The following is a 25,669-nucleotide window of genomic DNA, read 5'->3' on the forward strand; positions in this document are numbered from 1 at the left end:
GAGGAAGAAAAAATGGAGTGGAGCCTGACGCAGAATAAGCTGTTGGCGTATCACCGCTTAATGCGTACCGATAAACCGATTGGCGCGTTACTGCTGCTGTGGCCGACCTTATGGGCGCTGTGGGTCGCCACGCCGGGCGTGCCGCCGCTGTGGATCCTCGGCGTGTTTGTTGCTGGCGTCTGGCTGATGCGCGCAGCGGGCTGCGTGGTCAATGATTATGCCGATCGTAAATTCGACGGCCATGTAAAGCGGACTGCCGGTCGTCCGTTACCCAGCGGGCAGGTGACCGGGAAAGAAGCCCGCGTGCTGTTTGCTGTTCTGGTGCTGCTCTCTTTCCTGCTGGTGTTAACCCTGAACACCATGACCATACTGCTTTCCGTTGCGGCGCTGGCACTGGCCTGGGTTTATCCGTTTATGAAGCGCTATACCCACCTGCCTCAGGTGGTGCTGGGCGCCGCGTTTGGCTGGTCGATTCCAATGGCGTTTGCGGCAGTTAGTGAGTCCTTACCGCTCAGCTGCTGGCTGATGTTTCTGGCGAACATACTTTGGGCCGTGGCTTACGACACGCAATACGCGATGGTTGACCGCGACGATGACCTGAAAATTGGCATCAAATCCACCGCCATCCTCTTTGGCCGTCAGGACAAGCTGATTATCGGGATTCTGCAGGTCGCCGTGCTGGCGCTGATGGTGGCGATTGGCCGCCTGAACGGGCTGAACTGGGCGTTTTACTGGTCGGTGCTGGTGGCGGGGCTGCTGTTTGCGTACCAGCAAAAGCTGATTGCGAAGCGCGAACGCGACGCCTGCTTCAAGGCGTTTATGAACAATAACTACGTCGGTCTGGTGCTGTTTTTAGGGCTGGCGATGAGCTACTTCTTATAAAAAAAGCCGGGTGGCGGCTTCGCCTTACCCGGCCTACGTTTTAGCAGGATATGTAGGCCCGGTAAGCGTCAGCGCCACCGGGCGTTTTTTTACCGGCGACGCAGCAGCCGCAGCGCGTTCGCCGTCACCAGCACCGTCGCGCCGGTATCCGCCAGCACCGCCAGCCACAGTCCGGTCATGCCGAGCAGGGTGGTCACCAGGAAAATCCCCTTCAGCCCCAGCGCGATGCCGATGTTCTGGCGGATGTTGGCACGCGTCGCCCGCGCAAGATCGATCATCTGCGCCAGTCCGGTCAGGCGGTTGTGGGTCAGCGCCGCGTCCGCCGTCTCTAGCGCCACGTCGGTGCCGCTGCCCATCGCAATGCCGATGGTGGACGCCTTCATCGCCGGGGCATCGTTAATCCCGTCACCGACCATCGCCAGCGGGGCGTGCGCGTTCAGCTCCGTTACCGCGCTGACCTTATCCGCCGGCAGCAATCCGGCTTTAAACGCCAGCCCCAGCTCACCGGCAATCGCTGCCGCCGCGCGAGGGTTATCGCCGGTGAGAATCACGCCCTGCACGCCCAGCTGATGCAGCGCCGCCACGGCCTCTTTTGCGTCATCGCGCAGGGTGTCGCGCAGCGCCAGCATCCCTTTTGCGACGCCGTCCTGCATAACGGTCACGACAGTTTGTCCGGTCTGTTCTAACGCCTCCACCTCTGGATGAGAAGACTTGCCCGCCGCGACAATCAGTACCTTTTTACCGTCAACGGTGGCCTCAATCCCGGAGCCTACCAGCGCCCGCTGAGCGGTTGCCGGTGGGATATTCAGCCCGCGCGACTGCGCTTCTCGCACAATCGCCAGCGCCAGCGGGTGAGTGGAACCCTGCTCAACGGCGGCGGCCAGGATCAGCAGTTCGTCTTCACTGATTTCCTGCGGATACACACCGGTGACCTGCGGCTTGCCGACGGTCAGCGTACCGGTTTTATCGAAGGCGATATGCTGGACCTGGCTCAGCTGCTCCAGCGCCGCGCCGCCCTTAATCAGCGCCCCGCGACGTGCCGCAGCCGCCAGCCCGGAGGTAATGGCCGCCGGTGTGGAAATCACCAGCGCGCACGGGCAGCCGATCAGCAATAGCGTCAGCCCTTTATAAATCCACCCCTCCCACGGCGCGCCAGAGAACAGCGGCGGAACGACGGTAACCAGCAGGGCAACCAGCATAATGGCGGGCGTGTAGATCCGGCTGAAGCGGTCGATAAAGCGTTCGACCGGCGCGCGGCGCTCTTCGGCCTCTTCAATCAGCTTCAGGATGCGGTCGATGGCGCTGTCACCCGGCTCGGAAAGCACGGTGAGCTGCACCAGACGGTCGACGCTGGTGGCGCCCGCTGGCACTTTTTCACCCGCCTCACGTTCGACCGGAATGGATTCTCCGGTCAGGGCGCTTTCATCAAAGCTCGCGGTGGCGGTAAGCAGCGCACCGTCTGCAGGCAAGCGTCCGCCTGCCGCGACTTCAATCACGTCGCCCGGACGAAGGGTCGTGATGGCGACCGTTTCTCGCGTGCCGTTTACCACGCGCGTGGCGGTTTCCGGCTTCAGCGCCATCAGCGCGCTGACCCCTTTACGCGCCCGGCTGGCTGCCCAGCCCTCAAGGCGTTCACCGATTAAGAACAGCAGTAGCACCATCGCCGCTTCTGCCGTCGCGCCAATAAACAGCGCGCCGATGGCCGCCACGCTCATCAGCGTTTCGATGGCAAACCAGCTGCCGCTTTTCATCAGGCGCAGCGCCTGACGGGCAATCGGGAACAGACCGACCAGCGTGGTGGCGATAAACGCCAGGTTGCCGAACGGATGGTTAATCTGTTCCAGCCCCCAGCTCAGGGCCATCATGATGATGAGGGTGATGAGCGGCAGGTTTTCCCGCAGGGATGACGTTTTTTCCGCGGGCGCGGCTTCGCTACGCAGGCTGTAACCCGCCTTGCTTACCGCGGCTTCCACCTGTTTGCTGACGTCGTTTTCGGCGCTAACCAGCAGCTTTTCGGTGGCGAACAGCACCTGAACGTGGCTGACGCCCGGCACCTGTTTCACCGCATTTTCCACTTTACGGGCGCAGGCGGCGCAGTCCATGCCGTTAACGACCCAGCTGTAGCGGTTGCCGCTTTCGGGCAGCATTTCCGTTTGCGTTTCGCACGCGCCTTCGCAGCAGCAGTCGTCTTGCGGCGGAACCGGGCTGAGCTTAAGCGCCGAGAATTGAGGAACTTTTTTGGGTGTTTCTGGAGTCGACATGGCAGTCTCCGGCAATGATAATTTTCTCATTAACCGCAGCATACACTCTGGAGTCGACTCCAGAGTCAAGCGTTATTTAGATATACAGCGAACGCACAATCAGGAAGTGCCCGGCAAAGTAACAGGCGGCGGCAATCGCGTTATCCGCCCGGAAACGGCGGCGATAGTGGCTGCCCAGCCACACGATATTCCCAATCAGCAGCAGCGCGGCGCCGAAGAATGCGGACATTGCCGGAGCGGTCGGACGGAAGAACCACAGTTCACCTGCCAGCCATACCATCACCAGGGTCATGGCGATAAACGTGCAGACCGGCAAACGCATCTCTTCCAGACGCGACCAGATCACCGCGATCAGCAGGGCGCCAATCACCAGCAGGACCAGCGGCAGCGGCCAGAAGAAAGAGAGCGTCATCTGGCTGGCGAAGTAGATGGTATACAGCAGGTGCGACAGGAAAAATGCCCCTACGGCATACAGCAGGCGCTGGCGCGGCAGCAGGGTCAGGGCGTCGCCAATCAGAGAGGCGCACAGCCCGGCGAGCACCAGATAGCTGACGGCGTTGAACATCGGCGCTTGCCAGGCCAGCAGCAACAGGAGCAACAGCGTGACGGGTTTAAACAGCCAGCGCTGCCAGGTGGGACCACGGTACGACGCATCGACATAAAGCCATGCGGAAAAACAGACAGCGATAAATGACCAAAGCATATTAACTCCCTGTATCTGTTAAGTCTGAATAATCAGTTTCTGATCCAGTGTAGTGACGCGGGCGGGCGTTTGGCAATGGCGGGGAAGGCAGGGTATCCTGAATTCCGCATAATCTGATGGGATTGTAGAATGAGCAAGATGCCGCTGTTTTTCATTATCGTGGTGGCGATTATCGTCATTGCCGCCTCGTTCCGCTTCGTGCAGCAGCGCCGCGAGAAGGCGGATAACGATGCCGCACCGCTGATGCAAAAGCGCGTGGTGGTGACGAACAAACGCGAAAAACCGCTCAATGACCGCCGCTCGCGCCAGCAGCAAGTGACGCCTGCGGGCACAACAATGCGCTATGAAGCGAGCTTTAAGCCGGAAACGGGCGGCCTGGAGATGACCTTCCGCCTGGAGGCGCAGCAGTACCACCAGCTGACGGTGGGGGAAAAAGGAACGCTGAGTTACAAAGGATCGCGGTTTGAGGGCTTTGTTCCGGAGTTGTAACGCCGGGCGGCACTGCGTTTGCCCGGCCTACGTGGTTTCGTAGGCCCGGTAAGCGAAGCGCCACCGGGCGACTAAACGCACCTTACTTCTTCACCTGCGCCTTAAACTTCTTCATCCACACCAGCAGCTCAAACACGCCGAAAATAAACACGCGCAGCTGCTGCCAGCCCGTCATCTGCGGGCCGTCTTTCGGCAGACCGTTTTTCAGCATCACCATCTGCAGGGCGTGCATGAACGAGGTGAAAATCAGCGCGACGTTAACAAAAATATTCATCGGGCGCGGGAACGGGTGCACCAGGTTGAGCAGCAAAAACGCCCAGACGCCCAGCATCAGCAGACGTCCCAGATTAATCAGTACCGGCATCGGATCCTCCTTGTGCCTGACGGTGATACAGACGATAAGCAACCTGACCTGCCACTTTTTCACGGTGCAGATCCCAGTGAGCGGGAACCGGCGGCAAACCGTTTTCCACTTCGCTTTCCACGTAAATCAATGCGTCATCCGCCAGCCAGCCGTTTTGCTCCAGCAGGGATAACGTCTCTTCCAGCAGCCCCTTGCGGAACGGCGGGTCGACAAACACCACGGTGTGCGGCGTGCCCTTTTGCGCGAGGAAGCTCAGCGTGTTGGTGTTAACCACTTTCGCGTTGCTCGCCTTCAGCGTCGCCAGATTTTGCTGCAGCGTCTGCGCCACGCCGCGCTCCATCTCCAGCAGCGTGGCGCTGGCAGCATAGCGCGACAGCGCTTCCAGCCCGAGCGCGCCGCTACCGGCGAAGCAGTCCAGGCAGCGGGCGTCTACCATTGACGGGGCCAGCCAGTTAAACAGCGTCTCGCGCACGCGGTCGGTAGTGGGGCGTAAACCGGGGCTGTCCGGCACCGGTAATTTCCGGCCTCGCCACTGACCGCCGATAATACGAATTTGACCGGCCGGGGCGCGGTTGGGTTTCTTCATCTCAGGAAAGCTCTGTTAACAATTGGCCTGCGATTGCGGGCGGTGATGTCAATTAAGTAAAGTGTTAGACTATTTCATCATTTTTTTAGCTTCCATGTATATAGCGCCGCGAGGAGTGTAGTCGCAGATGGCAAAACAAAAAAAACGTGGCTTCTTTTCCTGGCTGGGCTTCGGTGAAAAAGAGCAAGAAACAGAACAGAAAACCGAAGAGCAACAAGCCGTTGAAGAGCCATCGCAGCCTGAAACGCCAGTAGAAACCGCCGCGGTTGTCGATGCGGAAGAAACGGCGCACAGCAAAGAAGAGGTTGAAACCTTTGCTGAAGAGGTGGTTGAGGTCACTGAACAGGTTCAGGAGAGCGAGAAGCCAGAACCGGTTGTCGTAGAAGCCGCTATCGAAGCGCCACAGGCCGCTATCGAACACGAAGAGCTTCCGCTGCCGGAAGAGGTCAAAGACGAAGCGGTGTCTGCCGAAGAGTGGCAGGCCGAAGCGGAAACCGTTGAAATCGTTGAGGCGGTGGAAGAAGAAGCGGCGCTCGAGCCGGAGCTAACCGACGAAGAGCTGGAAGCCCAGGCGCTGGCGGCGGAAGCGGCTGAAGAAGCGGTCATCGTTGTGCCGGTAGAAGAGCAGGCCGAAGAAGAGACCGTTCAGGAGCAGGAAAAACCGACCAAAGAGGGTTTCTTCGCGCGCCTGAAGCGCAGCCTGCTTAAAACCAAAGAAAACTTAGGTTCCGGATTTATCAGTCTGTTCCGCGGCAAGAAGATCGACGACGATCTGTTTGAAGAGCTGGAAGAGCAGTTGCTGATTGCGGACGTTGGGGTGGAAACCACCCGTAAGATCATCACTAATCTGACCGAAGGGGCGAGCCGCAAGCAATTGCGTGACGCCGAAGCGCTGTACGGCCTGCTGAAAGACGAGATGGGTGAAATTCTCGCAAAAGTTGACGAACCGCTTAATATTGAAGGCAAAACGCCATTTGTTATTCTGATGGTCGGCGTGAACGGCGTGGGTAAAACCACCACCATCGGCAAGCTGGCGCGTCAGTTCGAGCAGCAGGGCAAATCGGTGATGCTGGCGGCGGGCGATACCTTCCGTGCGGCGGCGGTTGAGCAGCTGCAGGTCTGGGGCCAGCGCAACAACATCCCGGTGATTGCTCAGCATACCGGCGCGGATTCCGCATCCGTGATCTTTGACGCCATCCAGGCGGCGAAGGCGCGCAACGTGGACGTGCTGATTGCCGATACCGCAGGGCGTTTGCAGAACAAATCGCACCTGATGGAAGAGCTGAAGAAAATCGTTCGCGTCATGAAGAAGCTGGACGAAGACGCACCGCATGAAATTATGCTGACCATTGATGCCAGCACCGGACAGAACGCCATCAGCCAGGCAAAACTGTTCCATGAAGCGGTAGGACTGACGGGGATCACGCTGACCAAACTGGACGGCACCGCGAAAGGCGGGGTGATCTTCTCCGTAGCCGACCAGTTCGGCATTCCTATCCGTTACATCGGTGTGGGCGAGCGTATTGAGGATTTACGTCCGTTTAAGGCGGACGACTTTATTGAGGCATTATTTGCCCGAGAGGACTAACAATGATTCGCTTTGAACACGTCAGCAAGGCCTATCTCGGTGGGAGACAAGCGCTGCAGGGGGTGACTTTTCACCTGCAGCCGGGCGAGATGGCATTCCTGACCGGCCATTCCGGCGCGGGGAAAAGTACCCTGCTCAAGCTTATCTGTGGGATCGAGCGGCCAAGCGCCGGAAAAATCTTTTTCAGCGGCCATGAGATCAGCCGTCTGAAAAACCGTGAGGTGCCGTTCCTGCGTCGTCAGATCGGCATGATTTTCCAGGATCACCACCTGCTGATGGATCGCACCGTTTTCGATAACGTGGCCATTCCGCTGATTATTGCCGGCGCCAGCTATGACGATATCCGCCGCCGCGTCTCTGCGGCGCTGGATAAGGTCGGGCTACTGGACAAAGCGAAGAACTTCCCGATCCAGCTCTCCGGCGGTGAACAGCAGCGCGTGGGTATCGCCCGCGCGGTGGTGAACAAGCCTGCCGTGCTGCTGGCGGATGAACCGACCGGTAACCTGGACGATGCCCTGTCAGAAGGGATTTTGCGTCTGTTTGAGGAGTTTAACCGCGTAGGGGTTACCGTATTGATGGCAACGCACGACATCGGGCTGATTTCCCGTCGTTCGTACCGCATGCTGACCCTGAGCGACGGGCATTTGCACGGAGGCCACGGTGAACAAGCGTGATGCAATAAACCAGATTCGGCAGTTCGGGAACCGGTTTGACCGTTTCCGTAAGCCGCAGGGCGGTGGTGACGGCAATCGTAATGCGCCGAAGCGCCAGAAGGCCGCGCCAAAACCGGCCTCCCGCAAAACCAACGTCTTTAACGAGCAGGTGCGCTACGCGTTCCACGGCGCGCTGCAGGACCTGAAAAGCAAACCGCTGGCGACGTTCCTGACGGTGATGGTAATCGCCATCTCCCTGACGCTGCCAAGCGTCTGCTACATGGTTTACAAGAACGTCAACCAGGCGGCGTCGCAGTATTATCCGTCTCCGCAGATCACGGTCTATCTGGATAAAGCGCTCGACGATAACGCGGCCGCGCAGGTGGTTGGGCAAATTCAGGCCGAGCAGGGCGTGGAGAAGGTCAACTATCTCTCACGTGAAGACGCGCTGGGCGAGTTCCGCAACTGGTCAGGCTTTGGCGGTGCGCTGGATATGCTTGAAGAGAACCCGCTGCCCGCCGTGGCGGTGGTGATCCCGAAGCTGGATTTCCAGGGGACCGATTCGCTTAACACCCTGCGCGATCGCATCACGCGCATTAAGGGCATTGATGAAGTGCGCATGGATGACAGCTGGTTTGCGCGTCTCGCTGCTTTGACCGGGCTGGTAGGCCGCGTCGCGGCGATGATTGGCGTGCTGATGGTGGCGGCGGTCTTCCTCGTCATTGGCAACAGCGTACGCCTGAGCATCTTCGCTCGTCGCGATACCATCAACGTGCAGAAACTGATTGGTGCGACGGATGGCTTCATCCTCCGACCGTTCCTCTACGGTGGCGCACTGCTCGGTTTTTCCGGCGCATTTCTTTCACTGATATTGTCAGAAATTTTGGTGATGCGGCTTTCCTCTGCCGTGACTGAAGTGGCGCAGGTTTTCGGAACGAAGTTTGATATCAGCGGCTTAGGGTTCGATGAGTGCCTGTTACTGCTGCTGGTGTGTTCAATGATTGGGTGGGTGGCAGCGTGGCTGGCAACCGTTCAACATTTACGTCACTTTACTCCCGACTAATAAAAGCGTGATATAATCTTTCCCTGCACCGAGATGTTCGCTCTGCAGGGAAAGCGTCCCTGTTGTCTCTTCCCCTGTTATCATCTCCATGTCACATTTTGTGCGTAATTTATTCACCGTTGCACCTGGAACTTGTGGATAAAATCACTGTCTGATAAAAGAGTGAATGCTAATCTCGTTGCTCAAACGCTTTGGCATGGTTGTTGCCTGACGGGGACAGCCTGGACCAGAAGAAACACTGAGAGGAATGAATGACCAAAGAAATGCAAACTTTAGCTTTAGCCCCTGTTGGTAACCTGGAATCCTATATCCGGGCTGCGAACACCTGGCCGATGTTAACGGCCGAGGAAGAAAAGGAGCTTGCTGAAAAGCTGCATTACCAGGGCGATCTGGAAGCAGCGAAAAAGCTGATCCTGTCTCACCTGCGCTTTGTTGTTCACATTGCTCGTAATTATGCGGGCTATGGCCTGCCGCAGGCGGACTTGATTCAGGAAGGTAACATCGGCCTGATGAAGGCTGTGCGTCGCTTTAACCCGGAAGTGGGGGTGCGACTGGTCTCCTTCGCCGTCCACTGGATCAAAGCAGAAATTCATGAATACGTGCTGCGCAACTGGCGTATCGTGAAAGTCGCCACGACAAAAGCGCAACGCAAACTGTTCTTCAACCTGCGTAAAACCAAGCAGCGTCTGGGCTGGTTCAATCAGGATGAAGTGGAAATGGTCGCGCGCGAGCTGGGCGTATCCAGCAAAGACGTGCGTGAGATGGAATCCCGTATGGCCGCGCAGGACATGACCTTCGATATGTCCTCCGACGACGACGCATCTGACAGCCAGCCGATGGCACCGGTTCTGTATCTGCAGGATAAAACCTCTAACTTTGCCGACGGCATCGAAGAGGATAACTGGGAAGATCAGGCCGCGAACAAGCTGAGCTATGCGATGGAAGGCCTCGACGAACGTAGCCAGGACATTATCCGCGCCCGCTGGCTGGACGAAGACAACAAGTCCACGCTGCAGGAGCTGGCCGACCGCTACGGCGTCTCTGCGGAACGTGTCCGTCAGCTTGAAAAGAACGCCATGAAGAAACTTCGCGCCGCTATCGAAGCGTAATTAACGCGAAGTACACCGAGAACCCCTGGATGAGAGTCTGGGGGTTTTGTTTTTTTAGCGCCCGCTCTGGCGAATTTCTCCCCCCTGGCAAACACTTACTGATGCGCTAAGCAGGCGACTTTCTCAGGGGGACAGGGTGAAAAACAACGAACTGAACGACCGGCGGTTACAGGCGACGCCGCGCGGCATCGGCGTGATGTGTAACTTCTATGCCGATAAAGCCGAAAACGCCACGGTGTGGGACGTGGAAGGCAATGAGTACATCGACTTCGCCGCCGGGATCGCGGTGCTGAATACCGGCCATCGCCATCCTAAAGTCATTTCCGCCATCGAAAAACAACTCCACGCGTTTACCCACACGGCCTACCAGATTGTGCCGTACGAAGGCTACGTGGCGCTTGCCGAGCGCATCAACCAGCGCGTGCCGATTGACGGCCCGGCTAAAACCGCGTTCTTCTCGACGGGGGCTGAGGCGGTCGAAAACGCGGTGAAAATTGCACGCGCCTTTACCAGACGTCCCGGCCTTATCACCTTCGGCGGCGCGTTCCACGGCCGCACCTTTATGACCATGGCGCTGACCGGCAAAGTCGCGCCCTACAAGCTCGGCTTTGGACCTTTCCCCGGCTCGGTGTATCACGCCCAGTATCCGAATGAACTGCACGGCGTCAGCACGGCGGAAGCGTTGAAAAGCCTGGAACGCATCTTTAAAGCGGATATTGCCCCTGACCAGGTCGCGGCGATTATTCTCGAACCGGTTCAGGGAGAGGGCGGTTTCAACATCGCCCCGGCTGATTTTATGCAGGCGCTGCGCGCCCTGTGCGATACCCACGGCATTTTGCTGATTGCCGACGAGGTGCAAAGCGGCTTCGCCCGCACCGGCAAGCTGTTCTCGATGGAACACCACTGCGTGAAGCCCGATCTGATCACTATGGCGAAAAGCCTGGCGGGCGGGATGCCGCTCTCGGCGGTGTCGGGCCGTGCTGAAGTGATGGATGCGCCCGCGCCGGGTGGGCTGGGCGGTACCTACGCGGGTAACCCGCTGGCGATTGCGGCGGCGCACGCCGTGCTGGACGTGATTGACGAAGAGGATCTCTGCACGCGATCGGCGCATCTTGGCCATCACCTGGTGGAAGTGTTGAACAAGGCGAAGGAACACTGCCCGTATATCGCGGATATTCGCGCGCAGGGCTCGATGGTGGCGGTGGAGTTTAACGATCCGCAAACGGGTCAGCCTTCGCCGGAATTTACCCGCCAGGTGCAGGAGCGTGCACTGCAGGAAGGTCTGCTGCTTCTGAGCTGCGGCGTCTACGGCAACGTCATTCGTTTCCTGTATCCGCTGACGATTCCCGAAGTGCAGTTCCGTAAAGCGCTGGACATTATCTCCGCGTCGCTGACACGTTAAAGCCATATGCCCGGCGAAAATCCCTGCCGGGCCTATCATATATTCATTTCAAATTAGCTATTCCAAAATCATAAAAATCGGGTATGTTTTAGCAGAGTATGCTGAAAAAGCGCGAACAGCACACCTATAAATGACATAAAGCGCTGCACAACAACATCACAACAATCGTAATAACCATAATAATGGGGAATCTCAGGATGAACATGAAGGGTAAAGCGTTACTGGCAGGATGTATCGCGTTGGCATTCAGCACCATGGCACAGGCAGACATTAAAGTGGCTGTGGTTGGCGCCATGTCCGGACCGGTAGCGCAGTACGGCGACCAGGAGTTTACTGGCGCAGAACAGGCGGTTGCAGACATTAATGCCAAAGGCGGTATTAAGGGCGAAAAACTGCAGATCGTAAAATATGATGATGCCTGTGACCCGAAACAAGCGGTCGCGGTCGCGAACAAAGTGGTGAACGACGGGATCAAATACGTTATCGGTCACCTGTGCTCTTCTTCTACTCAGCCCGCGTCTGACATCTACGAAGACGAAGGTATCCTGATGATCACCCCGGCTGCGACCGCACCGGAGCTGACCGCACGCGGTTACAAGCTGACCCTGCGTACCACCGGGCTGGACTCTGACCAGGGCCCAACCGCGGCGAAGTACATCGTTGAAAAAGTGAAGCCGAAGCGCATTGCCATCGTTCATGACAAGCAGCAGTACGGTGAAGGTCTGGCGCGTTCAGTGCAGGACAACCTCAAGAAAGCCAATGCCGATGTGGTGTTCTTCGACGGGATCACCGCCGGTGAGAAAGACTTCTCCACCCTGGTGGCGCGTCTGAAGAAAGAGAATATCGACTTCGTATACTACGGCGGCTACCACCCGGAAATGGGCCAGATCCTGCGCCAGGCGCGCGCAGCGGGTCTGAAAACCCAGTTCATGGGCCCGGAAGGGGTGGCGAACGTTTCTCTGTCTAACATCGCAGGCGAATCCGCTGAAGGCCTACTGGTGACCAAACCGAAGAACTACGACCAGGTTCCTGCGAACAAACCTATCGTAGATGCCATCAAGGCGAAGAAACAGGATCCAAGCGGCGCGTTCGTCTGGACCACCTATGCGGCGCTGCAGTCTCTGCAGGCAGGCCTGAACCAGTCAGCCGATCCGGCTGAGATTGCCACCTGGCTGAAAGCGAACACGGTTGAGACCGTCATGGGGCCTCTTTCTTGGGACGCGAAGGGCGACCTGAAGGGCTTCGAGTTCGGCGTGTTTGACTGGCATGCCAATGGCACGGCGACAGACGCCAAATAATTTTCCCGTCGCCTTTCGCGCCGCAGGTGCGTTGGCTGCGTTATTCAACCCCGGTCACTTACTTATGTAAGCTCCCGGGGATTTCATAACTTGCCGCCTTCCTGCAACACGAAATGCTTGGGAAAATGCGGTAGAAATTGTAGGCCGGGTAAGGCGTAGCCGCCACCCGGCTTTCTTTTAGCGCTTCTCCCACCCGCTCTCCTGCGCCGTAAAGCCTAACGCCTGCATAAACGCCGCCATCACGTCGCGGTCTTCCACGCCCACGTCGGCCATCCACCAGGAGGTCACGCTCGGGTTTTCGCGGATCACTTCTTCAATTAAATACTGTCCCACGCCGCGACGACGGGTGACGTCACGCACGCGCAGCGAGTCCAGCGCCCCTTCTGTACCGCTCAGGGTGACGCGAACCGCTGCCAGCAGGCGCTCGTTAAAACGCGCGGCATAAATGCGGTGGGTCTCATCCACGCGTAGCGACGAAGGGGAATATTCCGGCCAGATCTTGCCCAGGTCGATATGATCCTGGTCGCTAAAGGTCACCAGACGCACGATAGTCAGTTTCATTAGCTACTTGTCCAAATCAAATTGAGTAGAGGCAGTGTACTCAATTTATTCACTCAGGGGCTTCCTCTTTTTATTCTCATTCGCCAGGTGATTAGTTTTTTGGCAACGCGTTGGGCAGTTTGAAAACACATGGATCGAAAAATACGCAGAATTTTAACCTGATGGGTAGTGATTTATTCGGCGCTTTGTACCGTTATTTTATGCTGCAAACTGCACTTTTAGTTGTTTATCTCTGCCTGATTTCAGAATATTATCTTTGCTTAATCGCCTGAAAAATAGAGATTTTAGTCTGGTTTTTGACAAAAACCTGCGCTAAACCATTAAAGGCACTGGTAAAAATAGCGTTGTTCATTAAAAGTACAGAATGCTTTTTAACCATAATAAAACAAAATATAAACACGACATCACGAATGGGGATTCAGAGATGAAAAGGAACGCGAAGACGTTAATCGCGGGGATGGTCGCACTGTCGATCTCGCATGCCGCCATGGCGGAGGACATTAAAGTTGCGGTTGTGGGTGCGATGTCCGGCCCTGTTGCCCAGTGGGGTGACATGGAATTCAACGGTGCGCGCCAGGCCATCAAAGACATCAACGCTAAGGGCGGCATCAAAGGCGACAAGCTGGTGGGCGTAGAATATGACGACGCCTGCGATCCGAAACAGGCCGTCGCGGTCGCCAACAAAATCGTCAACGATGGCATCCAGTATGTGATCGGCCACCTGTGCTCATCGTCCACCCAGCCCGCGTCTGACATCTACGAAGACGAAGGCATTCTGATGATCACCCCTGGCGCCACTAACCCTGAGCTGACCCAGCGCGGCTACCAGCACATCATGCGCACCGCCGGTCTGGACTCCTCTCAGGGGCCTACCGCCGCCAAATACATCCTTGAAACCGTCAAGCCGCAGCGTATCGCCATTATTCATGACAAGCAGCAGTACGGCGAAGGCCTGGCGCGCTCCGTTCAGGACGGCCTGAAAAAAGGCGGCGCGAACATCGTCTTCTTCGACGGCATTACCGCCGGTGAGAAAGACTTCTCCGCGCTGATCGCCCGTCTGCAAAAAGAGAATATCGACTTTGTTTACTACGGCGGCTACTACCCGGAGATGGGGCAGATGCTGCGTCAGGCGCGCGCCACCGGTCTGAAAACTCAGTTTATGGGGCCAGAGGGTGTGGGCAATGCCTCCCTGTCCAACATCGCCGGGGATTCTGCCGAAGGCATGCTGGTGACGATGCCAAAACGCTATGACCAGGATCCGGCCAACAAGGCTATCGTGGATGCGCTCAAGGCGCAGAAGAAAGATCCGAGTGGTCCGTACGTCTGGATCACCTATGCCGCCGTACAGTCTCTGGCCACCGCGCTGGATCGTACCGGCAGCAAAGAACCGCTGGATCTGGTGAAAGATTTAAAAGCACACGGGGCGAACACCGTGATTGGGCCGCTGAACTGGGATGAGAAAGGCGATCTGAAGGGATTTGAGTTTGGTGTCTTTAAGTGGCACGCCGACGGTTCGTCTTCGGCCGCCAAATAATTATCCCACCGCCCGGCATGACGGGCGGGTATAAAAAGGTTTGCATATGTCCGAGCAGTTTCTCTATTTCCTGCAGCAGATGTTTAACGGCGTCACGCTGGGAAGCACCTACGCGCTGATCGCCATCGGCTATACGATGGTTTACGGCATTATCGGCATGATCAACTTCGCCCACGGCGAGGTCTACATGATCGGTAGCTATGTCTCCTTTATGATTATCGCCGCCCTGATGATGATGGGCATCGACAGCAGCTGGCTGCTGGTCGCCGCCGGGTTTGTCGGCGCGATTGTGATTGCCAGCGCCTATGGCTGGAGCATCGAGCGCGTGGCCTACCGGCCGGTGCGCAGCTCCAAGCGTTTGATTGCACTGATTTCCGCCATCGGGATGTCGATCTTCCTGCAAAACTACGTCAGCCTGACCGAAGGCTCGCGCGACGTGGCGCTGCCAAGCCTGTTTAACGGCCAGTGGATTGTGGGAGCCAGCGAAAACTTCGCGGCCTCTATCACTACCATGCAGCTGGTTATCTGGGTCGTGACCTTTATTGCGATGCTGGCCCTGACGCTGTTCATCCGCTACTCGCGGATGGGACGCGCCTGCCGCGCCTGCGCAGAAGACCTGAAGATGGCGAGCCTGCTCGGCATCAACACCGACCGCGTGATTGCCCTGACCTTCGTGATTGGCGCCGCGATGGCTGCCGTCGCAGGCGTGCTGCTCGGCCAGTTCTACGGCGTGATCAACCCGTACATCGGCTTTATGGCCGGGATGAAAGCCTTTACCGCGGCGGTGCTGGGCGGTATCGGCAGTATTCCGGGCGCGATGATTGGCGGCCTGATCCTGGGCGTGGCGGAAGCGCTCTCTTCGGCGTATCTGAGCACCGAATATAAAGACGTTGTGTCGTTTGCCCTGCTGATTCTGGTTCTGCTGGTCATGCCTACCGGTATTCTGGGCCGTCCGGAGGTAGAGAAAGTATGAAACCGATGCATTTTGCAATGGCGCTGCTCTCTGCCGCCATGTTCTTCGTGCTGGCGGGCGTCTTTATGGGCGTCCAGCTTGAGCTGAATGGCACCAAACTGGTGGTGGATACCGCCCCCGACATCCGCTGGCAGTGGGTGTTTATCGGTACCGCCGTGGTGTTCCTGTTCCAGCTGCTGCGTCCGCTGTTCCAGAAGTCGCTGAAAAACGTCTCCGGGCCGAAATTCGTCCTGCCGGCCATCGACGGGTCTACCGTTAAGCAGAAGCTGTTCCTCGTGGCGCTGCTGGTGGCTGCCGTGGCCTGGCCGTTCGTGGTGTCTCGTGGAACCGTGGATATCGCTACCCTGACCATGATCTACGTGATCCTCGGTCTCGGTCTGAACGTGGTGGTGGGGCTCTCAGGCCTGCTGGTGCTGGGCTACGGCGGCTTCTACGCCATCGGTGCCTATACCTTCGCGCTGCTGAACCACTATTACGGGCTCGGCTTCTGGACCTGCCTGCCGCTGGCAGGGCTGGTCTCTGCCGCCGCAGGCTTCCTGCTCGGTTTCCCGGTGCTGCGCCTGCGCGGTGACTACCTGGCGATTGTGACCTTAGGCTTCGGTGAAATCGTCCGTATCCTGCTGCTGAACAACACCGAAGTGACCGGCGGCCCGAACGGCATAAGCCAGATCCCGAAACCGACCTTCTTCGGCCTGGAGTTCAGCCGCACCGCTCGCGAAGGCGGCTGGGACACCTTCAGTAACTTCTTTGGCGTGAAGTATGACCCGTCCGACCGCGTCATCTGGCTCTATCTGGTGGCGCTGCTGCTGGTGGTCATCACCCTGTTCGTGATTAACCGCCTGCTGCGCATGCCGCTGGGCCGCGCGTGGGAAGCGCTGCGCGAAGATGAGATCGCCTGCCGCTCCCTGGGCCTGAACCCGACCCGCATCAAGCTGACCGCGTTCACCATCAGCGCCGCGTTTGCCGGTTTCGCCGGGACGCTGTTTGCCGCGCGTCAGGGCTTCGTCAGCCCGGAATCGTTCACCTTTGCCGAATCCGCCTTTGTGCTGGCGATTGTGGTGCTGGGCGGGATGGGCTCGCAGTTCGCCGTTATCCTGGCGGCCATCCTGCTGGTGGTCTCGCGCGAGCTGATGCGCGACTTTAACGAATACAGCATGTTAATGCTGGGTGGTTTGATGGTGCTGATGATGATCTGGCGTCCGCAGGGCTTGCTGCCGATGACCCGTCCACAGCTGAAGCTGAAGAACGGGCAAGCGAAAGGAGAGCAGGCATGAGTCAGCCATTATTATCCGTTAACGGTCTGATGATGCGTTTTGGCGGCCTGCTGGCGGTCAACAACGTGAATCTGGATTTGCACAAGAAAGAGATTGTCTCCCTGATTGGCCCGAACGGCGCGGGGAAAACCACGGTCTTTAACTGCCTGACCGGCTTCTACAAGCCGACGGGCGGCACCATCATGCTGCGCGATCAGCATCTTGAAGGGCTGCCGGGCCAGCAGATTGCCCGCATGGGCGTGGTGCGTACCTTCCAGCACGTGCGTCTGTTCCGCGAGATGACGGTGATTGAGAACCTGCTGGTGGCACAGCATCAGCAGCTGAAAACCGGGCTGTTCTCCGGCCTGCTGAAAACCCCGGCCTTCCGCCGCGCCCAGGATGAAGCGCTCGATCGCGCCGCCACCTGGCTCGACCGAATTGGCCTGCTGCAGCACGCCAACCGTCAGGCGAGCAACCTGGCCTACGGCGACCAGCGTCGCCTGGAGATTGTGCGCTGCATGGTGACCCAGCCGGAGATCCTCATGCTCGACGAACCGGCGGCGGGCCTCAACCCGAAAGAGACCAAAGAGCTGGACGAGCTGATTGCCGAGCTGCGCGATCACCACGACACCACCATTCTGCTGATTGAGCATGACATGAAGCTGGTGATGGGCATTTCCGACCGTATCTACGTGGTCAACCAGGGCACGCCGCTGGCAAACGGCACGCCGGAAGAGATCCGCAACAACCCGGACGTGATCCGCGCATACCTGGGTGAGGCATAAGATGGAAAAAGCGATGTTAACGTTCGACAAGGTCAATGCGCACTACGGCAAGATCCAGGCGCTGCACGACGTCAGCCTGCATATCAACCAGGGTGAAATCGTCACCCTGATTGGCGCCAACGGCGCGGGTAAGACCACGCTGCTCGGCACCCTGTGCGGTGACCCGCGCGCCACCAGCGGGCGGATTGTGTTTGACGGCAAAGACATTACCGACTGGCAGACCGCCAGAATCATGCGCGAGGCGGTGGCGATTGTTCCGGAAGGGCGTCGCGTGTTCTCGCGTATGACGGTGGAAGAGAACCTGGCGATGGGCGGCTTCTTCGCCCACCGCGATGAATACCAGACCCGCATCAAGTGGGTGTACGAACTCTTCCCGCGCCTGTGGGAGCGTCGCATCCAGCGTGCGGGCACCATGTCCGGCGGTGAACAGCAGATGCTGGCGATCGGCCGCGCGCTGATGAGCCAGCCGCGCCTGCTGCTGCTGGATGAGCCGTCGCTCGGCCTGGCGCCGATCATCATCCAGCAGATTTTCGACACCATTGAGCAGCTGCGTAAAGAGGGGATGACCATCTTCCTCGTTGAGCAGAACGCCAACCAGGCGCTGAAGCTGGCTGACCGTGGCTACGTGCTGGAGAACGGCCGCGTGGTGCTGGAAGACACCGGCGACGCGCTGCTGGCGAACGAAGCGGTGCGGAGCGCTTACCTGGGCGGCTGAGCCGTCTGTATCGCCCGGTGGCGCTGCGCTTACCGGGCCTACAGGGATCGACCAGGCCGGGTAAGGCGTAGCCGCCACCCGGCTTTTTTAACCACCACACCCCTTCACACAACCATCATCCCCCTGACCCTTTGCTGTCACTTATCTGTAAACAAACAGTTATTTTTCTGTCATTCGAGCATGTCATGTTACCTCGCGAGCATAAAACGCGTGATATCGCGCATCCGGCACAATAAGAGAGATGACAATGACATCGTTACGACACACAGCTTTGGGTCTGGCACTGGGTCTGGCTTTTGCGACGAACGCAATGGCTGTGACGACCATTCCGTTCTGGCATTCCATGGAAGGGGAGTTGGGTAAAGAAGTTGACTCCCTGGCGCAGCGTTTCAACGACACCCACCTGGATTACAAAATTGTGCCGGTGTACAAAGGTAACTACGAGCAGAGCCTGAGCGCGGGCATTGCCGCCTTCCGTACCGGCAACGCGCCTGCGCTGTTACAGGTTTATGAAGTGGGCACCGCCACCATGATGGCCTCCAAAGCCATCAAGCCGGTCTATGAAGTGTTCAAAGAAGCGGGTATTAACTTCGATGAATCCCAGTTCGTGCCAACCGTAGCGGGTTACTACACCGATTCCAAAACCGGACATCTGCTGTCTCAGCCGTTTAACAGCTCCACGCCGGTGCTGTACTACAACAAAGACGCCTTCAAGAAAGCCGGTTTAGACCCGGAGCAGCCGCCAAAAACCTGGCAGGACCTGGCCGAATACACCGCGAAGCTGAAAGCGGCGGGGATGAAGTGCGGCTACGCCAGCGGCTGGCAGGGCTGGATCCAGATTGAAAACTTCAGCGCCTGGCACGGCCTGCCGGTGGCAACCAAAAACAACGGCTTCGACGGCACCGATGCGGTACTGGAGTTCAACAAGCCGGAGCAGGTGAAGCACATTGCGCTGCTGGAAGAACTCAACAAGAAGGGCGACTTCAGCTACTTCGGGCGTAAAGACGAATCCACCGAGAAGTTCTACAACGGCGACTGCGCCATTACCACCGCCTCGTCCGGCTCTCTGGCGGATATCCGTCACTACGCCAAATTCAACTACGGCGTGGGCATGATGCCGTACGACGCTGACGTGAAGGGCGCGCCGCAGAACGCCATCATCGGCGGGGCGAGCCTGTGGGTGATGCAGGGTAAAGACAAGGGCACCTACAAAGGCGTGGCCGAGTTCCTTGACTTCCTGGCGAAGCCGGAAAACGCCGCCGAATGGCACCAGAAGACCGGCTACCTGCCGATCACCAAAGCCGCGTATGACCTGACCCGCGAGCAGGGCTTCTACAGCAAGAACCCGGGCGCGGATATCGCGACGCGTCAGATGCTGAACAAGCCGCCGTTGCCGTTCACCAAAGGCCTGCGTCTGGGCAACATGCCGCAGATCCGCACCATCGTGGATGAAGAGCTGGAAAGCGTCTGGACCGGGAAGAAAACGCCACAGCAGGCGCTGGATTCCGCGGTAGAGCGCGGAAATCAGCTGCTGCGCCGCTTTGAGCAGTCGACGAAATCGTAATCCGTGATTCGCCCGGTGGCGCTGCGCTTACCGGGCCTACGATGTGCCCCATGTAGGCCGGGTAAGGCGTAGCCGCCACCCGGCACTGTTCAGGAACCCAATCTCAATGTCATCATCCCGTCCGGTGTTCCGTTCCCGCTGGCTGCCGTACCTGCTGGTCGCGCCTCAGCTGGTCATCACCGTTATCTTCTTTATCTGGCCTGCGGGCGAAGCGCTGTGGTACTCGGTACAAAGCGTCGATCCGTTTGGGCTCTCCAGCCAGTTTGTCGGGCTGGACAACTTTACCGCGCTGTTCCATGACAGCTACTACCTGGACGCCTTCTGGACGACGATCAGGTTCAGCGCGCTGGTCACCGTCAGCGGCCTTGTTGCCTCGCTGTTTTTCGCCGCGCTGGTGGACTATGTGGTGCGCGGCAGCCGCCTGTATCAGACCCTGATGCTGCTGCCGTACGCCGTGGCACCCGCCGTCGCCGCCGTGCTATGGATTTTCCTGTTTAACCCCGGCCGCGGGTTGATTACCCATTTCCTGGCAGAGTTCGGCTACGACTGGAACCACGCCCAGAACAGCGGCCAGGCCATGTTCCTGGTGGTGTTCGCCTCGGTGTGGAAGCAGATCAGCTACAACTTCCTGTTCTTCTTTGCCGCGCTGCAGTCCATCCCGCGTTCGCTGGTGGAGGCCGCCGCGATTGACGGCGCAGGGCCGATTCGTCGCTTCTTCAGGCTGTCGCTGCCGCTGATCGCCCCGGTGAGCTTCTTCCTGCTGGTGGTTAACCTCGTCTACGCCTTCTTCGACACCTTCCCGGTGATCGATGCGGCCACCGCAGGCGGTCCGGTGCAGGCGACCACCACGCTTATCTATAAGATCTACCGCGAAGGCTTCGCCGGGCTGGATCTCTCGGCCTCCGCCGCGCAGTCGGTGGTGCTGATGTTCCTCGTCATCATCCTCACGGTGGTGCAGTTCCGCTATGTTGAAAGTAAGGTGCGCTACCAATGATTGAGAACCGTCGCGGGCTGACGATTTTCAGCCACACCATGCTGATTCTGGGGATCATCGTCATCCTGTTCCCGCTGTACGTGGCGTTTGTCGCCGCCACGCTGGACACCAAAGCGGTGTTCGATACGCCGATGACGCTGATCCCAGGCACGCATCTGTTCGAGAACATGAAGACCATCTGGACCCAGGGCGTGGGCGCCAACAGCGCGCCGTTCTGGCTGATGATGCTCAATAGCTTCATCATGGCGTTCGGCATTACGGTCGGCAAAATTACGGTGTCGATGCTCTCGGCCTTCGCCATCGTCTGGTTCCGCTTTCCGCTGCGCAACCTGTTTTTCTGGATGATTTTTATCACCCTGATGCTGCCGGTGGAGGTGCGTATCTTCCCGACGGTGGAAGTGATCGCCAACCTGAAGATGCTCGACAGCTACGCGGGCCTAACCCTGCCGCTGATGGCCTCGGCGACCGCCACCTTCCTGTTCCGCCAGTTCTTTATGACCCTGCCGGACGAGCTGATTGAAGCCGCGCGCATCGACGGCGCCTCGCCGATGCGCTTCTTCCGTGACATCGTGCTGCCGCTGTCGAAAACCAACCTTGCGGCGCTGTTTGTGATCACCTTTATCTACGGCTGGAACCAGTACCTGTGGCCGCTGCTGATTATTCAGGACGTCAATCTCGGCACCGCCGTGGCGGGCATCAAAGGCATGATTGCCACCGGCGAAGGCACCACCCTCTGGAACCAGGTGATGGCGGCGATGCTGCTCACCCTAATCCCACCCGTAGTCATTGTTTTAGCCATGCAGCGCGCGTTTGTCCGCGGCCTGGTCGATAGCGAGAAATAAGATGGCAGGTTTAAAACTTCAGGCAGTAACCAAAAGCTGGGACGGCAAAACCCAGGTGATTCAGCCGCTCACGCTCGACGTGGCGGACGGGGAGTTTATCGTGATGGTCGGCCCGTCCGGCTGCGGCAAATCTACGCTGCTGCGCATGGTGGCGGGGCTGGAGCGCGTGACGTCCGGGGATATCTGGATTGACCGCCAGCGCGTTACCGAGATGGAACCCAAAGATCGCGGCATCGCGATGGTATTCCAGAACTACGCCCTCTATCCGCACATGAGCGTGGAAGAGAACATGGCCTGGGGGCTGAAAATTCGCGGCATGGGCAAAGGCCATATCGAGGAGCGCGTGAAAGAAGCGGCGCGCATTCTGGAGCTGGACGGCCTGCTCAAGCGCCGCCCGCGAGAGCTCTCCGGCGGCCAGCGCCAGCGCGTGGCGATGGGACGCGCCATCGTGCGCGACCCGGCGGTATTCCTGTTCGACGAGCCGCTGTCTAACCTCGACGCCAAGCTGCGCGTGCAGATGCGTCTTGAGCTGCAGCAATTGCACCGTCGTCTGAAAACCACATCGCTGTACGTTACCCACGATCAGGTCGAAGCCATGACCCTCGCCCAGCGCGTGATGGTGATGAACAAAGGCGTTGCCGAGCAGATTGGTACCCCCGTGGAAGTCTACGAGAAACCGGCCACCCGCTTTGTGGCGAGCTTTATCGGCAGCCCGGCGATGAACCTGCTCGAAGGGCGCATCAGCAGCACGGGCACGCACTTTGAGCTGGAAAGCGGGATGGCATTGCCGATCAACTGGTACTATCGTGGCTACGCCGGGCGTAAGATGACGCTCGGTATCCGCCCGGAACATATCGGTTTAACCTCTCAGGCGGAAGGCGGCGTGCCGCTGGTGATGGACACGCTGGAGATGTTGGGTGCAGATAACCTGGCGCACGGGCGCTGGGGCGAGCAAAAGATGGTGGTGCGTCTGGCGCACCAGGAGCGCCCGAAAGCGGGCAGCACGCTGTGGCTGCACCTGCCGGAAAATCATCTGCACCTTTTTGACGGTGAAACAGGACAACGAGTATGAGCAACTGGCCTTATCCCCACGTCGTCGCCCACCGCGGCGGCGGTAAGCTGGCGCCGGAGAACACCCTGGCGGCGATTGATGTTGGCGCGCGTTACGGCCACACCATGATCGAGTTCGACGCCAAGCTGTCGAAAGACGGCGAGATTTTCCTGCTGCATGACGATAACCTCGAACGCACCAGCAACGGCTGGGGCGTGGCGGGCGAGCTGCCGTGGCGCGATCTGCTGAAAGTCGACGCCGGAAGCTGGTACAGCGGCGAATTCAAAGGCGAACCGCTGCCGCTGCTGGCGGAAGTGGCCGATCGCTGTCGCCAGCACGGCATGATGGCCAATATCGAAATCAAACCGACCACCGGCACCGGGCCGCTGACGGGCAAAGTCATTGCCCTGGCCGCGCGCGAGCTGTGGGAAGGGATGACCGCGCCGCTGCTCTCCTCGTTTGAAATTGACGCCCTGGAGGCGGCGCAGGCGGCCGTGCCGGAATTGCCGCGCGGGCTATTGCTGGACGAGTGGCGCGAGGACTGGCGCGAGCTGACGACGCGCTTAGCGTGTGTCTCTATTCATCTTAATCACAAGCTGCTGGATGAGGCGCGGGTGAAGATGCTGAAAGACGCGGGACTGCATATTCTGGTTTACACCGTCAATAAACCCCAGCGTGCGACCGAACTGCTGCGCTGGGGCGTGGACAGCATCTGTACCGATGCGATTGACCTGATCGGCCCGGACTTTAGTTCTGCGGATTAAGCATACTGCCATTCGACTGCGGCGGCAGCATATGCTGCTGTCCGCTGCCTGACGAGGTCATTCCACCTAACATTCCGCCATTTTTGTTCGGCAGCGGCTGCTCGCGAACCTGCCCCTGCTGCACGCGCTGGGTGTTGGCGTTCATCTGATTTTGCAGGCTTTGCTGCTGCATCTGGGTCTGCGTTCTCAGCTGCTGATTCAGCATCCCTTTTTGCTGCTGTTGCTGGCTCATCATCTCGGTCTGCATACGCTGCTGGCTCGGGATAACGTAACCCTGCTGGTTAGGGTTATTCATCGTATTGAGTGGCTGTGCGAGCGCGGCAAAGGGGATCAGCGCCGTAAGAATCAATAAGCGTTTCATTGTCATTTCCTCCTTTTGAGGTCTCTCTTAAGTTTACCCTGATTTCACCATGACGATGATTTTTTAGGAGTTGTGAACCAGGCTTAAGCGGGGAATATGGATCCCTTCACCTGGAGAACAATAATGATGAAACCAACGTTTTTGCGCTGGGTCGCCCTCGCCGCGCTGATGGCAGGCGGTACATTTAGCGTGGCGGCCAACCCGCCCGCGGCGCCTCCGGTCTCTTACGGCGTGGAGGAAGATGTCTTTCATCCCGTGCGGGCAACCCACGGCATGGTGGCGTCGGTGGATGCGCTGGCGACCCGCGTGGGCGTCGATATTCTCAGGCAGGGCGGTAACGCGGTGGATGCGGCGGTCGCCGTCGGCTATGCGCTGGCGGTGACGCACCCGCAGGCGGGGAACCTGGGCGGCGGCGGCTTTATGATGCTGCGCACCAAAGACGGGAAAACCACCGCCATCGACTTCCGTGAAATGGCGCCTTCTCAGGCGTCACGGGACATGTTCCTCGATGACCAGGGCAACCCGGACAGTAAAAAATCCCTGACCTCGCACCTGGCCTCCGGCACGCCGGGCACCGTTGCGGGCTTCTCGCTGGCGCTGGAAAAATACGGCACGATGCCGCTGAACAAGGTGGTGCAGCCTGCTATCAAGCTGGCGCGGGAGGGCTTTGTGGTGAATGACGCCCTGGCGGACGACCTCAAAACCTACGGCAGCGAAGTCATCCCGAATCACGAAAACAGCAAGGCGATCTTCTGGAAAGACGGTGAACCGCTGAAGAAGGGCGATAAGCTGGTGCAGAAGAACCTCGCCAAAAGCCTGGAGCTGATTGCGGAGCACGGTCCGGACGCTTTCTACAAAGGGGCGATTGCCGACCAGATTGCGGAAGAGATGCAGAAGAACGGCGGGCTCATCACCAAAGCGGATCTGGCGGACTACAGGGCGGTGGAGCGCGAGCCGATTAGCGGCACCTACCGCGGGTACGAGGTCTTCTCCATGCCGCCGCCGTCTTCCGGGGGCATTCACATCGTGCAGATCCTCAACATTCTTGAAAACTTCGATATGCACAAGTTCGGTTTCGGCAGCGCGGATGCCATGCAGATAATGGCGGAAGCGGAAAAACGCGCCTATGCCGACCGCTCGGAATATCTCGGCGACCCGGACTTCGTGAAGGTGCCGTGGCAGGCGCTGACCAACAAGGCGTACGCCAAATCCATTGCCGATCAGATCGACATCAACAAGGCCAAGCCGTCGAGCGAGATCCGTCCCGGCAAGCTGGCACCGTATGAAAGCAACCAGACCACCCACTTCTCGGTGGTGGATAAAGACGGTAACGCGGTGGCGGTGACCTATACGCTCAACACCACCTTCGGAACTGGGATTGTGGCGGGCAATAGCGGCATTCTGCTGAACAACGAGATGGATGACTTCTCTGCCAAGCCGGGCGTGCCGAACGTCTACGGGCTGGTCGGCGGCGATGCGAATGCGGTAGGGCCGAAGAAACGTCCGCTGTCGTCCATGTCGCCCACCATCGTGGTGAAAGAGGGCAAAACCTGGCTGGTAACCGGTAGCCCGGGCGGCAGCCGGATTATCACCACCGTATTGCAGATGGTGGTGAACAGCATCGACTTTGGGATGAACGTCGCCGAAGCGACTAACGCCCCGCGTTTCCACCACCAGTGGCTGCCGGACGAGCTGCGCGTCGAGAAGGGCTTTAGCCCGGACACCATTAAACTGCTTGAGCAGCGTGGGCAGAAGGTGGCGGTGAAGGAGGCGATGGGCAGCACCCAGAGCATTATGGTGGGGCCGGACGGAGCGCTGTTTGGCGCATCAGACCCGCGTTCGGTGGATGATTTGACGGCGGGGTATTGATGTAT

At 58.6% G+C, this 25,669-nt stretch carries 25 protein-coding genes; 19 read left to right on the plus strand and 6 right to left on the minus strand.

Annotated elements, in window-relative coordinates:
* The first annotated feature begins 12 nt into the window (after positions 1-12).
* Entirely contained in the window at positions 13-882 is an 870-nt protein-coding gene (gene ubiA / locus ACOTXF_RS11920; RefSeq protein WP_023293539.1) for a 4-hydroxybenzoate octaprenyltransferase, read from the plus strand.
* An 89-nt stretch (positions 883-971) separates the two neighbouring features.
* Here the strand turns inward: ubiA and zntA are convergent, their stop codons facing one another.
* Both zntA and ACOTXF_RS11930 read right to left on the minus strand, forming a co-directional pair.
* Positions 972-3,143: a Zn(II)/Cd(II)/Pb(II) translocating P-type ATPase ZntA gene (gene zntA / locus ACOTXF_RS11925; protein WP_048962978.1), complete on the minus strand. Its 2,172-nt coding sequence runs from the start codon at positions 3,141-3,143 to the stop codon at positions 972-974.
* Between the two features lie 76 nt (positions 3,144-3,219).
* Positions 3,220-3,846: a lysoplasmalogenase gene (locus tag ACOTXF_RS11930; protein ID WP_045909154.1), complete on the minus strand. Its 627-nt coding sequence runs from the start codon at positions 3,844-3,846 to the stop codon at positions 3,220-3,222.
* 129 nt (positions 3,847-3,975) lie between these two features.
* Here ACOTXF_RS11930 and ACOTXF_RS11935 point away from each other — a divergent pair, with 129 nt between their 5' ends.
* Positions 3,976-4,335: a DUF2500 domain-containing protein gene (locus ACOTXF_RS11935; protein WP_008500087.1), complete on the plus strand. Its 360-nt coding sequence runs from the start codon at positions 3,976-3,978 to the stop codon at positions 4,333-4,335.
* 82 nt (positions 4,336-4,417) lie between these two features.
* On the opposite strand, the gene ACOTXF_RS11940 is transcribed toward ACOTXF_RS11935, so the two are convergent.
* Together ACOTXF_RS11940 and rsmD are read right to left on the minus strand one after the other, a co-directional pair.
* Positions 4,418-4,699, minus strand: a complete 282-nt coding sequence (locus ACOTXF_RS11940; RefSeq protein WP_008500088.1) for a DUF1145 family protein — start codon at positions 4,697-4,699, stop codon at positions 4,418-4,420.
* On the minus strand, positions 4,683-5,285 hold the full coding sequence (rsmD, locus tag ACOTXF_RS11945; protein ID WP_008500089.1) for a 16S rRNA (guanine(966)-N(2))-methyltransferase: 603 nt from the start codon (positions 5,283-5,285) through the stop codon (positions 4,683-4,685). Before rsmD ends, ACOTXF_RS11940 begins: the two co-directional genes overlap by 17 nt.
* 127 nt (positions 5,286-5,412) lie before the next feature.
* Here rsmD and ftsY point away from each other — a divergent pair, with 127 nt between their 5' ends.
* The 6 genes from ftsY to livJ all read left to right on the plus strand — a co-directional run bounded on the left by ftsY (position 5,413) and on the right by livJ (position 12,398).
* Complete coding sequence (gene ftsY, locus ACOTXF_RS11950) at positions 5,413-6,873, plus strand: signal recognition particle-docking protein FtsY (RefSeq protein ID WP_008500090.1); 1,461 nt, start codon at positions 5,413-5,415, stop codon at positions 6,871-6,873.
* A gap of 2 nt (positions 6,874-6,875) precedes the next feature.
* Positions 6,876-7,547: a cell division ATP-binding protein FtsE gene (gene ftsE / locus ACOTXF_RS11955; RefSeq protein WP_008500091.1), complete on the plus strand. Its 672-nt coding sequence runs from the start codon at positions 6,876-6,878 to the stop codon at positions 7,545-7,547.
* Positions 7,534-8,589, plus strand: coding sequence for a permease-like cell division protein FtsX (gene ftsX, locus ACOTXF_RS11960; RefSeq protein ID WP_023326488.1), 1,056 nt, complete (start codon positions 7,534-7,536; stop codon positions 8,587-8,589). Before ftsE ends, ftsX begins: the two co-directional genes overlap by 14 nt.
* Positions 8,590-8,840: 251 nt before the next feature.
* Positions 8,841-9,698: an RNA polymerase sigma factor RpoH gene (gene rpoH, locus ACOTXF_RS11965; RefSeq protein WP_008500093.1), complete on the plus strand. Its 858-nt coding sequence runs from the start codon at positions 8,841-8,843 to the stop codon at positions 9,696-9,698.
* Between the two features lie 136 nt (positions 9,699-9,834).
* On the plus strand, positions 9,835-11,100 hold the full coding sequence (locus ACOTXF_RS11970) for a 4-aminobutyrate--2-oxoglutarate transaminase (RefSeq protein ID WP_023326489.1): 1,266 nt from the start codon (positions 9,835-9,837) through the stop codon (positions 11,098-11,100).
* Between the two features lie 197 nt (positions 11,101-11,297).
* A complete protein-coding gene (gene livJ, locus ACOTXF_RS11975) occupies positions 11,298-12,398 on the plus strand; it encodes a branched chain amino acid ABC transporter substrate-binding protein LivJ (RefSeq protein WP_072163886.1) in 1,101 nt (366 codons plus the stop codon).
* Positions 12,399-12,575: 177 nt separating this feature from the next.
* On the opposite strand, the gene panM is transcribed toward livJ, so the two are convergent.
* The gene (panM, locus tag ACOTXF_RS11980) at positions 12,576-12,959 is read right to left on the minus strand and encodes an aspartate 1-decarboxylase autocleavage activator PanM (protein ID WP_045909159.1); all 384 of its coding nucleotides are present in this window, start codon (positions 12,957-12,959) and stop codon (positions 12,576-12,578) included.
* Positions 12,960-13,383: 424 nt separating this feature from the next.
* Between panM and livK the strand changes: the two genes are divergently transcribed.
* From livK to ugpQ, 10 genes are all read left to right on the plus strand, one after another.
* Positions 13,384-14,493 carry a high-affinity branched-chain amino acid ABC transporter substrate-binding protein LivK gene (gene livK / locus ACOTXF_RS11985; protein WP_008500098.1) on the plus strand — a complete coding sequence of 370 codons (1,110 nt, stop codon included), beginning with the start codon at positions 13,384-13,386 and terminating at the stop codon, positions 14,491-14,493.
* 46 nt (positions 14,494-14,539) lie between these two features.
* On the plus strand, positions 14,540-15,466 hold the full coding sequence (gene livH, locus ACOTXF_RS11990) for a high-affinity branched-chain amino acid ABC transporter permease LivH (RefSeq protein WP_008500099.1): 927 nt from the start codon (positions 14,540-14,542) through the stop codon (positions 15,464-15,466).
* Positions 15,463-16,740, plus strand: a complete 1,278-nt coding sequence (livM, locus tag ACOTXF_RS11995; protein WP_008500100.1) for a branched chain amino acid ABC transporter permease LivM — start codon at positions 15,463-15,465, stop codon at positions 16,738-16,740. Before livH ends, livM begins: the two co-directional genes overlap by 4 nt.
* Complete coding sequence (livG, locus tag ACOTXF_RS12000) at positions 16,737-17,504, plus strand: high-affinity branched-chain amino acid ABC transporter ATP-binding protein LivG (RefSeq protein ID WP_008500101.1); 768 nt, start codon at positions 16,737-16,739, stop codon at positions 17,502-17,504. Before livM ends, livG begins: the two co-directional genes overlap by 4 nt.
* Before the next feature lies 1 nt (position 17,505).
* On the plus strand, positions 17,506-18,219 hold the full coding sequence (livF, locus tag ACOTXF_RS12005) for a high-affinity branched-chain amino acid ABC transporter ATP-binding protein LivF (RefSeq protein WP_008500102.1): 714 nt from the start codon (positions 17,506-17,508) through the stop codon (positions 18,217-18,219).
* Between the two features lie 247 nt (positions 18,220-18,466).
* Complete coding sequence (gene ugpB / locus ACOTXF_RS12010; protein WP_421635264.1) at positions 18,467-19,783, plus strand: sn-glycerol-3-phosphate ABC transporter substrate-binding protein UgpB; 1,317 nt, start codon at positions 18,467-18,469, stop codon at positions 19,781-19,783.
* 106 nt (positions 19,784-19,889) lie between these two features.
* Positions 19,890-20,777 carry a sn-glycerol-3-phosphate ABC transporter permease UgpA gene (ugpA, locus tag ACOTXF_RS12015; protein ID WP_008503352.1) on the plus strand — a complete coding sequence of 296 codons (888 nt, stop codon included), beginning with the start codon at positions 19,890-19,892 and terminating at the stop codon, positions 20,775-20,777.
* Positions 20,774-21,619 (plus strand): sn-glycerol-3-phosphate ABC transporter permease UgpE, encoded by an 846-nt coding sequence (ugpE, locus tag ACOTXF_RS12020; RefSeq protein ID WP_013099125.1) that lies wholly within the window; start codon positions 20,774-20,776, stop codon positions 21,617-21,619. Before ugpA ends, ugpE begins: the two co-directional genes overlap by 4 nt.
* 1 nt (position 21,620) lies before the next feature.
* Entirely contained in the window at positions 21,621-22,691 is a 1,071-nt protein-coding gene (locus tag ACOTXF_RS12025; protein ID WP_008503354.1) for a sn-glycerol-3-phosphate import ATP-binding protein UgpC, read from the plus strand.
* A complete protein-coding gene (gene ugpQ / locus ACOTXF_RS12030) occupies positions 22,688-23,434 on the plus strand; it encodes a glycerophosphodiester phosphodiesterase (protein ID WP_047745044.1) in 747 nt (248 codons plus the stop codon). The genes ACOTXF_RS12025 and ugpQ overlap by 4 nt, the downstream gene beginning before the upstream one ends.
* Here the strand turns inward: ugpQ and ACOTXF_RS12035 are convergent.
* Positions 23,418-23,795, minus strand: coding sequence for a DUF2756 family protein (locus tag ACOTXF_RS12035; protein ID WP_045328887.1), 378 nt, complete (start codon positions 23,793-23,795; stop codon positions 23,418-23,420). The two genes, ugpQ and ACOTXF_RS12035, sit on opposite strands and share 17 nt — an antisense overlap.
* A gap of 123 nt (positions 23,796-23,918) precedes the next feature.
* Here ACOTXF_RS12035 and ggt point away from each other — a divergent pair, with 123 nt between their 5' ends.
* Complete coding sequence (gene ggt, locus ACOTXF_RS12040; RefSeq protein ID WP_172621899.1) at positions 23,919-25,664, plus strand: gamma-glutamyltransferase; 1,746 nt, start codon at positions 23,919-23,921, stop codon at positions 25,662-25,664.
* Positions 25,665-25,669: the final 5 nt, after the last annotated feature.

It is taken from the genome of Enterobacter cloacae complex sp. IR53041, assembly GCF_049238285.1.
Classification (GTDB): Bacteria; Pseudomonadota; Gammaproteobacteria; order Enterobacterales; family Enterobacteriaceae; genus Enterobacter; species Enterobacter roggenkampii.